Raw genomic sequence first — 13,176 nt, 5'->3', positions numbered from 1 at the left:
TTTGGGACAAGCAGGGACTACGGAAAAAATGTGGGCGGGTCAAACCGCCCCTTTTTTTTGCCCGCAGAAAAACAAAAAAGGCCCCGAGGGGCCTTTTTCGTGTCCGGGCGCTATCAGCGCTCCAGGTCTGCAATCTTGCCAGTCTTGCCGTCCCACTCTTCAGCGTCCGGCAGGGCGTCCTTACGCTCGGTGATGTTCGGCCAGACTTCCGCCAGTTCGGCGTTCAGCTCGATGAAGTTCTCCATCCCGGCTGGGATTTCGTCTTCCGAGAAGATGGCTTGTGCTGGGCACTCCGGTTCGCACAGGGCGCAGTCGATGCACTCGTCCGGGTGGATGACCAGGAAGTTCGGGCCTTCGTAGAAGCAGTCCACCGGACAGACTTCCACGCAGTCGGTGTATTTGCATTTGATGCAGTTGTCGGTGACGACGAAGGTCATTTCTAGTTCTCTCCTCAGGCGACGGCGGCGGCCCTTCCTCTCAGGGCCGCGCGGTTTACAGGTATGTGGCTGCAGGCCAGGCTAATAACCTGCAGCACCAGCAAACCGCGGCGGATTCTACCAGCTTGTAGTGGCTGCCGTTATAACAGGTTCTTTAGTTGATATAGCATTTCGATAGCTTGACGCGGGGTCATGTCGTCCAGTTGCAGCTTGCCCAGCTTCTCGATGGCCGGGTGTGGCAGGCTGGCGAACAGGTCGCTCTGGTGCGGCACTTGTGGCGTGTCCTTGGCTTTTTGCGCCGGAGCCGGCTCATGCGGCAGGCTGGTGGTTTCCAGGCGGCCCAGGTGTTCGCGGGCGCGCTGGATGACCGCCGTCGGCACGCCGGCCAGTTGCGCCACGGCCAGGCCGTAGCTTTGGCTGGCGGGGCCAGGCAGGACGTGGTGCAGGAACACGATACGTTCGTTGTGCTCGGTGGCATTGAGGTGCACGTTGGCCACCAGCGGCTCGCTCTCCGGCAGCACGGTGAGCTCGAAGTAGTGGGTGGCGAACAAGGTGTAGGCACGCAATTGCGCGAGGCGCTCGGCGGCGGCCCAGGCCAGCGACAGGCCGTCGAAGGTGCTGGTGCCACGGCCTACTTCATCCATCAGCACCAGGCTGCGGTCGGTGGCGTTGTGCAGAATGTTGGCGGTTTCGCTCATCTCGACCATGAAGGTCGAGCGCCCGCCAGCCAGGTCGTCACTGGAGCCGATGCGGGTGAAGATGCGGTCGACCAGTGACAGCTCGCAGCTGGCTGCCGGTACGAAGCTGCCGATGTGCGCCAGCAGCACGATCAGGGCCGTCTGGCGCATGTAGGTGGACTTACCGCCCATGTTCGGGCCGGTGATGATCAGCATGCGCGTGCTGTTGTCCAGGCCTAGGTCGTTGGCCACGAATGGCGTGGTCAGCACCTGTTCCACCACCGGGTGGCGGCCCTGCTCGATGCGCAGGCACGGCTCGTCGACGAAGCGTGGGCAGTTCAGGTCGAGGTTCAGCGCACGTTCGGCCAGGTTGCTGAGTACATCCAGTTCGGCCAGGGCCGCGGCGCTGTCCTGCAGCGGCGCCAGGTGGCTGATCAGGGTTTCCAGCAGGGCGTCGTAGAGCATCTTCTCGCGGGCCAGGGCACGGCTTTTGGCCGACAGTGCCTTGTCCTCGAACGCTTTCAGCTCAGGGGTGATGAAGCGTTCGGCACCCTTGAGCGTCTGGCGGCGGATGTAGTCGCCCGGTGCCTGTTCGGCCTGCTTGGTCGGCAGCTCGATGAAGTAGCCATGCACGCGGTTGTAGCCGACCTTGAGGTTGGCCAGGCCGGTGCGGGCCTTTTCCCGGGCTTCCAGGTCGATCAGGAACTGGCCGGCGTTTTCGCTGATGGCCAGCAGCTCGTCCAGCTCGCTGTCATAGCCGGCCTTGAGCACGCCGCCGTCGCGGATCACCGCCGGCGGGTTGTCGATGATTGCACGCTCCAGCAGGCTGGCCAGCTCCGGGTAGGTGCCGGTGATGGCTGCCAGGCGCGCCAGGTGCGGCGCCTCAAGCTCGGTCATGGCGTTTTGCAGCTCGGGCAACGCGCCCAAGGCATCGCGCAGGCGCGCCAGGTCACGAGGGCGGGCATTGCGCAGGCCGATACGGGCGAGGATGCGCTCGATATCGCCAATTTCCTTCAGCTGTGGCTGCAGCTTCTCGAAGCGGTAGCCGTCGAGCAGGCAGCGGATCGAGTCCTGACGTGCCTGCAGTACTTTGAGGTCGCGCAAGGGGCGGTTCAGCCAACGGCTCAGCAGGCGGCTGGCCATGGCGGTCTGGCAACGATCGACCACCGATTGCAGGGTGTTGTCACGCCCACCCGCCAGGTTGACGTCCAGCTCCAGGTTGCGCCGGCTGGCGCCATCGAGGATGACCGTGTCGTCCAGGCGCTCGTGGCGCAAGCTGCGCAGGTGTGGAAGGGCCGTGCGCTGGGTTTCCTTGGCGTAGGTCAGCAGGCAACCGGCGGCGCCAATGGCCAGGGTCAGCTTGTCGCAGCCAAAGCCTTTGAGGTCCTTGGTTGCGAACTGCTGGCACAGCGCCTTGCGCGCCGAGTCGCGGTCGAAGTCCCACGGGGCGCGGCGGCGGGCGCCTGGGCGCTTCTCGGCCGGCAGGTCGCGTGGCCAGTCGTCGGGGATCAATAGCTCGACCGGGTTCAGGCGCTCGAGTTCGGCCAGCAGGTTTTCCCAGCCCTTGATCTCCTGCACGCTGAAGTTGCCGCTGGTGATGTCCAGTACGGCCAGGCCGAACAGGCGTTCGTCACCGAGCAGCGCGGCAATCAGGTTGTCGCGGCGCTCGTCGAGCAGAGCTTCGTCGCTGACCGTGCCGGGGGTAATGATGCGCACCACCTGGCGTTCGACCGGGCCCTTGCTGGTGGCCGGGTCGCCGATCTGTTCGCAGATCACCACCGATTCGCCCAGCTTGACCAGCTTGGCCAGGTAGCCTTCCAGCGAATGGAACGGAATGCCGCACATGGGGATGGACTGGCCAGCCGACTGACCGCGCGCGGTCAGGGTGATGTCCAGCAGTTTTGCGGCCTTCTTGGCATCTTCGTAGAAGATCTCGTAGAAGTCGCCCATGCGGTAGAACATCAGCTGGTCCGGGTGCTGGTTTTTCAGCTTCCAGTACTGCTGCATCATCGGGGTGTGTGCGGAAAGATCGGAGAGTGCTTTATTCATCAAAGACTTAGAGTGTAGGTCTCAACATTGTGGGGCAAATTGAGGCGTTCCGTGTTGCATGCGCGGCGCCGAGACCCACCTGAATTTTCAAGCCGCATAGGTTACCACGGCTGCCGCACAGGCAGAACCTGCAACGCCGGGCAGTGCAGGCGTGGGGGCATGGCTTGTTGACAGCATGGGGCTCCCATGGAAGATTGCGCCCTTTTGGCCGTGCCAAGTTAACCGTTATTGCAATCAGGTTGGTTAGTGCAGTGAGTGGAATTCGTTTTGATGTCGATGCGGTGTTTTGTATTTCCCTCGACACGCGGGATGACCGGCGCAAGCTGTTCAGTGAAACCATCGGGCGGCAGCTGGACAATGAAGTGGTCTTTCATGTCGTGGCGAAAAACAGTGACCCCAAGCGGGGTTGCTACGAATCCCACCAGCAGTTGGCACGCCACGCACTGGACAACGGGCTGGATCGAATCCTGATCTTCGAAGACGATGCCAAGGCTTATGATTTCAAGGCTTCGCGGGTGCGCTGGGTGAACCGCTTCATGCAGACACGCTCTTTCCAGGCCCTGCATCTGGGCTATTCCATGGGGCGAACCTGGCTGACGTGGTTCCCGTTCATTGCCAGGGGGCGGGTGGTTGCACTGCACGCTTATGTACTGTCGCGCGAAGGCTGCCGGATCCTGGCAGAGACGCCTTACGATGGCACGCCTGTGGATGTGGTGGTCAAGCACAAGATTCGTCAGCACTGCGTGTTCCCGATGCTGTATCGCCAACATGCTGCAGCCGTGGCGGGTAGCGATCTGGAGCAGGTAGTGCGCAATGAGGATGAGTGGTGGGAGCGTAACTGGGCCAAGCACCAGCGTTCACCGATCAAGAACTTCTGGCGTACCGTGCTGCGGCTGAACTTCTGACATGCCCCATTGGCTCAGGCGCATGATCTGCGGGCTGTACAGGCACAAACCGGTCGAGGTCGAACGCCTGTTCATTGGCGAGATCGTCATTTCGCGGCAGGTCTGTCGCCGTTGTGGCTGCCCGCTTCGTGACCTGGCCGAATATCAGTGAAAGCAACTAACTGATAGGGTAGAGGGCAGCCTTCAAGGAGCCCTGTATGGACCCGATCACCACGCTTGCCACGCGTCTGGGTGAGCATCTGCGCCGCTTCAGCGCGCAGGTGACCACTGCCGAATCCTGCACCGGCGGCGGCATCGCCGAAGCCATCACCCGTGTACCCGGTAGCTCGGCCTGGTTCGAGGCCGGTTATGTCACCTATTCCAATGCCCAGAAAACCCGCCAGCTGGGGGTGCCAGAGGTGCTGTTCGGCCAGGTGGGCGCGGTTAGCCAGGAAGTGGTCGAAGCCATGGTCAAAGGCGCCCAGGCCGCCAGTGGCGCGCGCTTTGCCGTGGCGGTAAGCGGGGTGGCCGGGCCGGACGGTGGCTCGCCCGCCAAGCCGGTGGGTACCGTGTGGCTGGCCTGGGGCGATGGCAGCCGGGTCTTCAGCGAGCGCCGGCAGTTCGACGGTGACCGCGAGGCGGTGCGCCGACAGACGGTGATCGCCGCGTTAGACGGCTTGTTACAGCTTGGTGCCGAGTAAATCGACGACAGGGGGTTTGCGTGAGCGCCGGCCTGTGGAATAATACTGGCTACTTATACAGGTATTCCGGCCGTCAGGGCCACGTCGAACACGTGAGGATTTCAATGGACGACAACAAGAAGCGCGCCTTGGCTGCGGCCCTGGGTCAGATCGAACGCCAATTCGGTAAAGGCGCAGTCATGCGCATGGGCGACCACGAGCGCCAGGCTATCCCTGCCATCTCCACCGGCTCGCTGGGCCTGGACATCGCACTGGGCATTGGCGGCCTGCCAAAAGGCCGTATCGTCGAGATCTACGGCCCGGAATCGTCGGGTAAAACCACGCTGACCCTGTCGGTCATCGCCGAAGCCCAGAAAAACGGCGCCACCTGCGCCTTCGTCGACGCCGAGCACGCCCTCGACCCTGAATACGCGGGCAAGCTGGGCGTCAACGTCGACGACCTGCTGGTTTCGCAGCCGGACACCGGCGAACAGGCCCTGGAAATCACCGACATGCTGGTGCGTTCCAACGCTGTTGACGTGATCATCGTCGACTCCGTGGCTGCCCTGGTGCCGAAGGCCGAAATCGAAGGCGAAATGGGTGACATGCACGTGGGCCTGCAGGCTCGCCTGATGTCCCAGGCGCTGCGCAAAATCACCGGTAACATCAAGAACGCCAACTGCCTGGTCATCTTCATCAACCAGATCCGTATGAAGATCGGCGTAATGTTCGGCAGCCCGGAAACCACCACCGGTGGTAACGCCCTGAAGTTCTACGCCTCGGTGCGCCTGGACATCCGTCGTACGGGTGCGGTCAAGGAAGGCGACGAGGTGGTCGGCAGCGAAACCCGCGTCAAGATCGTCAAGAACAAGGTTTCGCCACCGTTCCGTCAGGCCGAGTTCCAGATCCTCTACGGCAAGGGTATCTACCGCAACGGCGAAATCATCGACCTGGGTGTTTCCCAAGGTCTGGTCGAGAAGTCCGGTGCCTGGTATGCCTACCAGGGCAACAAGATCGGTCAAGGTAAAGCCAACGCCGCCAAGTACCTGGCTGAGAACCCGGCGATTGGTGCCGAGATCGAGAAGCAGATTCGCGACAAGTTGCTGACTTCTGGCGCTGTCGCTGCTGCTGGCAAAGCTGCGGCTGCCGAAGCTGATGCCGATGACATGGCCGACGCTGAAGCCGGTTATTGATTGCGCGGTAGATAGCTGAACATGTCCGCCGTACTCGACACCCCTGTCGCCATTCGGCGGACAGCCATGGACCTGCTCGCGCGACGTGAGCATGGTCGCGTCGAGCTGACGCGCAAGCTGCGTCAGCGCGGCGCTTCGGATGAGTTGATCGAGCCTGAGCTCGATCGGCTCGCCGAAGAAGGGCTGCTGAGTGAAGCCCGCTACCTTGAAAGCTTTATCCGCTACCGTTCCGGCTCTGGCTATGGCCCTGCGCGTATTCGCGAAGAGCTTGGGCAGCGTGGTTTGGCGCGTGCTGATATCGAGCAGGCGCTACGCGAGAGCGAGGTGGATTGGGCAGAGCGCATGCGTGATGTGTGGCAGCGCAAGTTCGCCGGGCAGCGCCCGCAAGACCCGCGCAGCCGTGCCCAGCAGACCCGGTTTCTCGCTTACCGGGGCTTCCCCATGGATTTGATCGGTCGCCTGCTCAGTGGGCGTGATCTCGACGATTACTGATCGGTCAGTTAGCGCTATTGGGGCTGCTGCGCAGCCCATCGCCGGCAAGCCAGCTCCCACAAGTACTGCGCAGGTCTTCAGCATTGCGCGATCCCTGTGGGAGCTGGCTTGCCGGCGATGGGGCGCAAAGCGGCCCCAAACGACGCGTTATCAAGTCACTTTCAACGCCTCCCTGGCCCGCTGCGTGGTATGCATCGGCTGCGGCTTGGCCCAGTTTTCCGGCAGGTTGATGAAATCCACCAGCTCGCGCAGCCGGCCCTGATCCCGGCCATTGAAGGCGAACGACAGGCGGGTCAGGTGGCTGAAATTACCCACCTCATGCTCGGCGCCACTGTCTGGCTGCTGGTGATACTTGCCACTCAGGCGCAAGTCGGCAAAACCTTCCTGGATGTCATACAGCGCTGCTTCGCTGAGCGGGTGGTGCATGCGGATTACGAACTGGCTCTTCAGCCAGCGGCTGGAGTGGTAGTTGCTGTAGAACTGGTTGATTTCCTCCACTGCCTCGTCGGCACTGTGCACCAGGCGCACCAGCTTCAGATCGCTGGGCAGGATGTAGCGGTTTTCTTCCAGCTGGCGGCTGATGAAGTCCAGGCAGTCTCGCCAGAAGCTGCCGCCAGGCGAGTCCAGCAGCACCACCGGCACCAATGGGCTTTTGCCGGTCTGGATCAGGGTCAGAACCTCCAGCGCTTCATCCAGGGTGCCGAAACCGCCAGGGCACAGCACCAGGGCATCAGCCTCTTTGACAAAAAACAGCTTGCGGATGAAGAAAAAGTGGAACGGTAACAGCTTGTCGGTACCGCCCACCGTGGGGTTGGCATGTTGTTCGAAGGGCAGGGTGATGTTGAACCCCAGGCTGTGCTCGCTGCCGGCGCCTTCGTGGGCGGCCGCCATGATGCCGCCACCCGCTCCGGTAATGACCATCAGATCGGAGCGTGCCAGGGTGGCGCCCAGTTCGCGGGCCAAGGCATACATCGGGTGTTCCAGCGGGGTACGTGCCGAACCGAACACGGTCACCTTGCGCCGACCCTTGTAGCGCTGCAGGGTGCGGAACGACTGGTCCAGTTCGCGCAGGGCTTGCAAGGTGATCTTGGCGCTCCAGCGGTCGCTGTCGTCATGAGCCATGCGCAGGATGGTCAGCATCATGTCGCGGTACAGCGGCAAGTTGGGGCTGTCGGGTGCTACCAGTTGCAGTTGTGCGTCGATGTTGCTCAGGTCGATGTTGTTGTCGCGGAAGTGGCTGAACAGCAGTTCATTCGATTGGTAAGGCATGCAACGTCTCCTTCTGCACCAATGCCTATGACCTCAATCTAGACCGTCGCGCCCGATCGTGCCGGGTTGTTTGGCAGCGCCGCCTGTCGGCATGCACCCATTGGCGGCATGGGTTTGGTTAACTGGGAAAGCGAAACGTGTCGATGCAGGAGGTGGCGGTATGCGTCGCTTGATCATCGAAGTGGACGGGCAGCTCTACCGGCTGCTGGAGAGCGCGGCCCAGGTGCATCACCTGAGCCTCGAGGCCGAGTGCCGCCGCAGGTTGGAGGGGCTGGAGTGCCAGTCGCGCTACCTGCAGGCGTTGTTGGCCGAGATGCGCGCCGATGCCGCCGAAGGGCGCTGGTGCGCCCGCGAGAAGGAGCAGGTGTAGCGTGATACGCGGTGGTTACTTCTTCTTGTTGCCGGCCACGCAGCTGGCACTGTCGAAGGCCTGATCCATGATTGGCTGGTTGGTCTTGTAGACCGTGAAACGGTAGACCATGACCGCACCCTTGGACATCAGGTTACGGAACCCGCTGTTGCGGCAAACGCTGTCGCCCAGCTGGCTGCGTACCTGCTCGGGGTTGGCCTGCATGCGCTCGGCGTGGCTCTGGCGCACGCTCAGGTGGTTGACCAGCGCCTTGCCCTCTACGGTGTAACCCTGGTCGAGGATGTCCTCGTTGATGGCGCGCGGGGTGCCGACGCTGCTTTCTTTGGCAACCTTCTGCAGCATCCTGTTAAGGTCGTAGTCCTGCTTGGATGCCGCCTGTGCTGCCAACGGCAGGGCGAGCAACAGGCTCAGGGCGGGGGCGATAAGGCGCAGCATGAATCTCTCCTGGTTCGATGACTGGCGCTTTGACATGCGCGGGTCGACGGTGTTCCGTGAAATCGCGCAAGGCAAGATCCGGGCACGGTAAAGGCCCGATTATAAAGACCGCCTTGCAGCCTGCACAGCAATTGCCCCCTGTTCTGGTAGACTGGCGCCCTTGTGTTCTCCGAGTCATCCTTGTGCCCATTTCCAAATCGACCAGAGGCCTGCCGGCATGAGCCATGCGGTAGCGCGCCTGCGCGCCGAACGCCTGGCCCGCAGCAACAAGCCATTCATCGCCCGTGGTTCGCGTGCAGAGCGTTGCCCGGATTGCCGGGTGATTGCCACCCATTGCCTGTGTGCCTGGAAACCCCGTGTACAGGCTGACTCCGGCGTGTGCCTGCTGATGCATGACACCGAGCCGTTGAAGCCTACCAACACCGGCTGGCTGATTGCCGACCTGATCGAAGACACCTCCGCTTTTGGCTGGCTGCGCACCTCGGTGGACGAGCGTTTGCTGGCCCTGCTCGACGACCCGCGCTGGCAGCCTTATATCGTCTTCCCGGGCGAGTTCGTGGCTGAACAGCGGGTGGTCAGCGAGGTGGTGCGCGAGCCGGGCAAGCGCCCGTTGTTCATCCTGCTGGATGCCACCTGGACCGAGGCGCGCAAGATGTTCCGCAAAAGCCCGTACCTGGACCGCTTCCCGGTGTTGAGCCTGCAGGCCGAGCAGATGTCGCGTTACCGCCTGCGGCGTTCCAAGCGTGACGATCACTTCTGCACGGCAGAGGTGGCCGCCATGTGCCTGGACCTGGCCGGCGACAGCCAGGCCTCGCAGGCACTGGATGCCTACCTGGATGTGTTCAGCCTGCATTACCTGAGCGGCAAGCGGCGCCTGCCGCTGGACGAGCAGGACGACACCCACCAGCGTTTGCATACCTTCCTATAGTCCAAGGGGCACAACCCCTGCTTTGGTTCATAATGACGGAGCTGGCAGCCAGGGTGGGCGAGACGGCAGGGCGATCGGCTTGACCACCCTTGACCGTGCTCGGCATCCTTGGCGCCGATTCCCCGCCGGACGCTTCCCTTACCCTCGAGCGCCTGGCACAGAACAGGATCCTTAGATCGATGGCCACTTACGAAATCCTGATTGCCGATGACCACCCACTGTTCCGTGGCGCCCTGCGCCAGGCCGTTACCCTCGGCCTGGGCCCGGATGTACGCCTGGTCGAAGTCGCGAGCATTGCCGAACTGGAAACCCGTCTGAGCGAAAAAGCCGACTGGGACCTGGTGCTGCTGGACTTGAACATGCCGGGTGCTTACGGTTTTTCCGGGCTGGTGCTGTTGCGCGGGCAATACCCGCAGATTCCCGTGGTGATGGTATCGGCGCAGGAGGAGGCTGCCGTGGTGGTCAAGTCCCGCGAGTTTGGCGCCAGTGGCTTCATTCCCAAGTCCAGCACCCTGGAAGTCATCCAGGATGCCGTGCGCAAGGTGCTCGATGGCGAGGTCTGGTGGCCGCCGCAGGCGTTCGAAAAGGTGGATGTGTCGGCTGAGGCCAAAGCCGCCAGCGAAGGCCTGGCCAGCCTTACGCCGCAGCAGTTCCGCGTACTGACCATGGTCTGTGAAGGCTTGTTGAACAAGCAGATCGCCTATGAGCTGAACGTGTCGGAGGCAACCATCAAGGCCCACGTGACCGCGATCTTCCGCAAGCTGGGCGTGCGCACCCGCACCCAGGCTGCGCTGCTGCTGCAACAACTTGAATCGGTTGCCAGCAACTGACTGCGCGTGGCTTCACGCTTTTTTGACCCGTGCCGGTCTAGTCTGCTGGCCTTTCCGTTGTGAAGTGACTCACATGACATCGCCATTCAAGGGCCAGACCGGCCTCAAACGCATCTTCAACGCCGCCGGCTACTCGCTGGACGGCCTGCGCGCCGCCTTCAAGGGGGAGGCTGCGTTCCGCCAGCTGGTACTGCTCAACGTGCTGCTGATCCCGATCGCCTTCTGGTTGCCGGTCAGCCGTGCGGAACGGGCGATCATGATCGCGGTGTGCCTGTTGGGCTTGATCGTCGAGCTGTTCAACTCGGCAGTGGAAGCGGCCATCGACCGCATCTCGCTGGAGCGTCACCCCCTGTCGAAAAACGCCAAGGACATGGGCAGCGCCGCACAGCTGGTGGCTCTGACCATGGTCGCGCTGGTGTGGGGCGTGATCCTGCTTTAAGCGATTGGCGGCAGTACGATTTCATCACTGCGGGTAAAGCCCGCGGTGAAGCTGCGGCAAAGTTCCAGAAACTCACGCATGGCCGAGGTCTGGTATTTTTGTTTGTGCCAGATGAAGTAGAACTGGCGCATCAGGTCCAGCTCGGGGGTTTCGACCGCTACCAGGCTGCCTCGGCGGAAGGCATCCCGCAGCGCCAGGCGTGAAATGCAGCCAATGCCCAGGCCCGACTCGACGGCGCGCTTGATGGCTTCGGTGTGTTCCAGCTCCAGGCGGATATTGAGGTTGGCGCGGTGATGGCGCATGGCCTGGTCGAAGGTCAGGCGCGTGCCTGAGCCTTGCTCGCGCAGTATCCACGCTTCTTGCGACAAGCTTTCGATATCGGCGCGGCCCAGCGTGGCCAGCGGATGCTGCGGCGCGCAGAACACCACCAGTTCGTCCTCCACCCAGGGCTGCACTTCCAGGTCCGGGTGGTTGCAGTCACCTTCGATTAGACCCAGATCAATTTCGTAGTGCGCCACCTGTTGCACGATATGCGCAGTGTTCTGTACATGCAGCTTCACCTGGCTTTCCGGGTGGGTCTGCATGAAGCTGCCGATCAGCAGGGTGGCCAGGTAGTTGCCGATGGTCAGTGTGGCGCCGACCGCCAGCGAGCCGAAACCGGACTTGCCATTGAGCAGGTCTTCGATTTCCTTGGCCTGGTCGAGCAGGGCCACCGCCTGCGGTAGCAGCTGATGGCCCAAGGCGTTGAGGGCCAGTCGCTTGCCGGCACGGTCGAACAACTGGCAGCTCGATTGCCGCTCCAGTTCGGTAATTGAAGTGCTGGCGGCCGACTGCGACAACGCCAGCAGGCTAGCGGCCCGAGAGACGCTTTGATGCTGGGCGACGGCGACGAAGACCTGCAGTTGACGAAGTGTGAATCGCATATCGATATAACCGATAACACATATCTTGATAATCCAGTTAACAGATATTGTCGCTGCCCCTAAACTATCGCGCAACTGCGCGTTTTGCGCGCCGCGTTTTTCTTCAGGAGCCCCATCGATGAGCAACATGAACCACGAACGTGTCCTCAGTGTGCACCACTGGAACGACACCCTGTTCAGCTTCAAGTGCACCCGCGACCCGGGCCTGCGCTTCGAGAACGGTCAGTTCGTGATGATCGGCTTGCAGCAGGAAAGCGGCCGTCCGCTCATGCGTGCCTATTCCATCGCTTCGCCGAACTGGGAAGAGCACCTGGAGTTCTTCAGCATCAAGGTGCCGGACGGCCCGCTGACCTCGCAGCTGCAACACCTGAAGGAAGGCGACGAGATCATCATCAGCAAGAAGCCTACCGGTACCCTGGTACTCGATGACCTGAATCCGGGCAAGCACCTGTACCTGCTGAGCACCGGCACTGGCCTGGCGCCGTTCATGAGCGTCATCCAGGACCCGGAAACCTACGAGCGCTTCGAAAAAGTGATCCTGGTGCATGGCGTGCGTTACGTGAACGAAGTGGCCTACCGCGAGTTCATCACCGAGCACCTGCCGCAGAACGAGTTCTTCGGTGAGTCGGTTCGCGACAAGCTGATCTACTACCCGACCGTGACCCGTGAGCCGTTCGAGAACCAGGGCCGTCTGACCGACCTGATGCGCAGCGGCAAGCTGTTCAGCGACATCGGCCTGCCACCGATCAACCCGCAGGACGACCGTGCGATGATCTGCGGCAGCCCGAGCATGCTCGACGAGACCAGCGAAGTGCTGGACAGCTTCGGCCTGAAGGTCTCCGCCCGCATGCGCGAGCCGGGTGACTACCTGATCGAGCGTGCCTTCGTCGAGAAGTAAGGCGCAGGCTGGTACAAGAAGGCGACCCTTGGGTCGCCTTTCTTATGCCTGAACACAATCTATTCGACGCGCGTCTCGCCGCTGTACACCAGAATCCCCCGGCACCGCTTGCACAGGTACCGCCGCCCCTGGCGCACCAGTTTGTGCCGCTGCGCCGTAAACGGGAAGTCACCCTGCGGGCACGGGCAACGGTAAATGTAGCGGGTGACCGCGCGCCGTTGCACTTCGTAGTTGTGGCACCGGTTGGGCGGCAGCTCGTACACCCCGCGCATGATCAGCTGCCACTCCTCGCCATGGGCCTGGATGCGGTCGCCGAACAGCTGGTGGGCCACCAGGTGTGCCACTTCATGGGCCACGGTCTGGCGCAGGAAGTCTTCCTGGTTTTCGCGGTAGAGCTGCAGGTTGAAACGCAGCAGGTTCTCGTGCAGGTGGGCAACCCCGGCTTTTTGCCCGCGCAGCTTGAAGCTGACTTCCGGGCGCGGGAAGGGGCGTTTGAAGAAGGTTTCGGCTTGCTGGTAACAGGTTTCGACGCGTTGTCTGAGCAGCTCGGGCATGGCGGGGTGGTTCTCCTGACCGGGCATTATGCCGCAACTGCAGCGGGGGTGCCGAGCCACCGGTCAGCGCACAGCCAGAGGCCACCTTGCGGCGGCCCCTGGTTGATGCCCCAGTGTT

General features: G+C 62.3%; 16 protein-coding genes. 10 read left to right on the top strand and 6 right to left on the bottom strand.

Features of this window, described 5'->3' with window-relative positions; all coding sequences use genetic code 11:
- Nucleotides 1-113 precede the first annotated feature (113 nt).
- A complete protein-coding gene (fdxA, locus tag N436_RS15100; protein ID WP_012270863.1) occupies nucleotides 114-437 on the bottom strand; it encodes a ferredoxin FdxA in 324 nt (107 codons plus the stop codon).
- Nucleotides 438-577: 140 nt separating this feature from the next.
- Nucleotides 578-3,163 carry a DNA mismatch repair protein MutS gene (gene mutS, locus N436_RS15095; protein ID WP_105945904.1) on the bottom strand — a complete coding sequence of 862 codons (2,586 nt, stop codon included), beginning with the start codon at nucleotides 3,161-3,163 and terminating at the stop codon, nucleotides 578-580.
- Between the two features lie 251 nt (nucleotides 3,164-3,414).
- Between mutS and N436_RS15090 the strand changes: the two genes are divergently transcribed.
- The 5 genes from N436_RS15090 to recX all read left to right on the top strand — a co-directional run bounded on the left by N436_RS15090 (nucleotide 3,415) and on the right by recX (nucleotide 6,412).
- Complete coding sequence (locus tag N436_RS15090) at nucleotides 3,415-4,068, top strand: hypothetical protein (protein ID WP_110741436.1); 654 nt, start codon at nucleotides 3,415-3,417, stop codon at nucleotides 4,066-4,068.
- 1 nt (nucleotide 4,069) lies between these two features.
- Nucleotides 4,070-4,219 (top strand): hypothetical protein, encoded by a 150-nt coding sequence (locus N436_RS28480; protein ID WP_158261452.1) that lies wholly within the window; start codon nucleotides 4,070-4,072, stop codon nucleotides 4,217-4,219.
- A 46-nt stretch (nucleotides 4,220-4,265) separates the two neighbouring features.
- Nucleotides 4,266-4,748 (top strand): CinA family protein, encoded by a 483-nt coding sequence (locus tag N436_RS15085; RefSeq protein ID WP_060501896.1) that lies wholly within the window; start codon nucleotides 4,266-4,268, stop codon nucleotides 4,746-4,748.
- A gap of 104 nt (nucleotides 4,749-4,852) precedes the next feature.
- Nucleotides 4,853-5,920 (top strand): recombinase RecA, encoded by a 1,068-nt coding sequence (gene recA, locus N436_RS15080; RefSeq protein WP_060501894.1) that lies wholly within the window; start codon nucleotides 4,853-4,855, stop codon nucleotides 5,918-5,920.
- Nucleotides 5,921-5,941: 21 nt separating this feature from the next.
- Nucleotides 5,942-6,412: a recombination regulator RecX gene (recX, locus tag N436_RS15075; protein ID WP_016715436.1), complete on the top strand. Its 471-nt coding sequence runs from the start codon at nucleotides 5,942-5,944 to the stop codon at nucleotides 6,410-6,412.
- Nucleotides 6,413-6,562: 150 nt separating this feature from the next.
- Here the strand turns inward: recX and N436_RS15070 are convergent, their stop codons facing one another.
- On the bottom strand, nucleotides 6,563-7,681 hold the full coding sequence (locus N436_RS15070; RefSeq protein WP_110741435.1) for an LOG family protein: 1,119 nt from the start codon (nucleotides 7,679-7,681) through the stop codon (nucleotides 6,563-6,565).
- A gap of 160 nt (nucleotides 7,682-7,841) precedes the next feature.
- Between N436_RS15070 and N436_RS15065 the strand changes: the two genes are divergently transcribed.
- Nucleotides 7,842-8,051, top strand: coding sequence for a hypothetical protein (locus tag N436_RS15065; RefSeq protein WP_110741434.1), 210 nt, complete (start codon nucleotides 7,842-7,844; stop codon nucleotides 8,049-8,051).
- Between the two features lie 15 nt (nucleotides 8,052-8,066).
- On the opposite strand, the gene N436_RS15060 is transcribed toward N436_RS15065, so the two are convergent.
- The gene (locus tag N436_RS15060) at nucleotides 8,067-8,486 is read right to left on the bottom strand and encodes a quorum-sensing-regulated virulence factor family protein (protein ID WP_110741433.1); all 420 of its coding nucleotides are present in this window, start codon (nucleotides 8,484-8,486) and stop codon (nucleotides 8,067-8,069) included.
- Nucleotides 8,487-8,703: 217 nt separating this feature from the next.
- Here N436_RS15060 and N436_RS15055 point away from each other — a divergent pair, with 217 nt between their 5' ends.
- From N436_RS15055 to N436_RS15045, 3 genes are all read left to right on the top strand, one after another.
- Nucleotides 8,704-9,414 (top strand): tRNA-uridine aminocarboxypropyltransferase, encoded by a 711-nt coding sequence (locus N436_RS15055; RefSeq protein WP_016715441.1) that lies wholly within the window; start codon nucleotides 8,704-8,706, stop codon nucleotides 9,412-9,414.
- A 179-nt stretch (nucleotides 9,415-9,593) separates the two neighbouring features.
- Entirely contained in the window at nucleotides 9,594-10,244 is a 651-nt protein-coding gene (erdR, locus tag N436_RS15050) for a response regulator transcription factor ErdR (protein ID WP_016715442.1), read from the top strand.
- Nucleotides 10,245-10,317: 73 nt separating this feature from the next.
- Nucleotides 10,318-10,683 carry a diacylglycerol kinase gene (locus N436_RS15045; RefSeq protein WP_010952700.1) on the top strand — a complete coding sequence of 122 codons (366 nt, stop codon included), beginning with the start codon at nucleotides 10,318-10,320 and terminating at the stop codon, nucleotides 10,681-10,683.
- Here the strand turns inward: N436_RS15045 and finR are convergent.
- A complete protein-coding gene (gene finR, locus N436_RS15040) occupies nucleotides 10,680-11,606 on the bottom strand; it encodes a LysR family transcriptional regulator FinR (RefSeq protein WP_016715443.1) in 927 nt (308 codons plus the stop codon). The two genes, N436_RS15045 and finR, sit on opposite strands and share 4 nt — an antisense overlap.
- Before the next feature lie 118 nt (nucleotides 11,607-11,724).
- Between finR and fpr the strand changes: the two genes are divergently transcribed.
- Nucleotides 11,725-12,504 carry a ferredoxin-NADP reductase gene (gene fpr, locus N436_RS15035; protein ID WP_016501130.1) on the top strand — a complete coding sequence of 260 codons (780 nt, stop codon included), beginning with the start codon at nucleotides 11,725-11,727 and terminating at the stop codon, nucleotides 12,502-12,504.
- A 59-nt stretch (nucleotides 12,505-12,563) separates the two neighbouring features.
- On the opposite strand, the gene N436_RS15030 is transcribed toward fpr, so the two are convergent.
- A complete protein-coding gene (locus N436_RS15030) occupies nucleotides 12,564-13,058 on the bottom strand; it encodes a SprT family zinc-dependent metalloprotease (RefSeq protein WP_060501886.1) in 495 nt (164 codons plus the stop codon).
- Nucleotides 13,059-13,176: the final 118 nt, after the last annotated feature.

This window comes from Pseudomonas sp. RV120224-01b, from assembly GCF_003208145.1.
Classification (GTDB): domain Bacteria; phylum Pseudomonadota; class Gammaproteobacteria; order Pseudomonadales; family Pseudomonadaceae; genus Aquipseudomonas; species Aquipseudomonas monteilii.
This window is presented reverse-complemented; position numbering and strand designations above follow the sequence as displayed.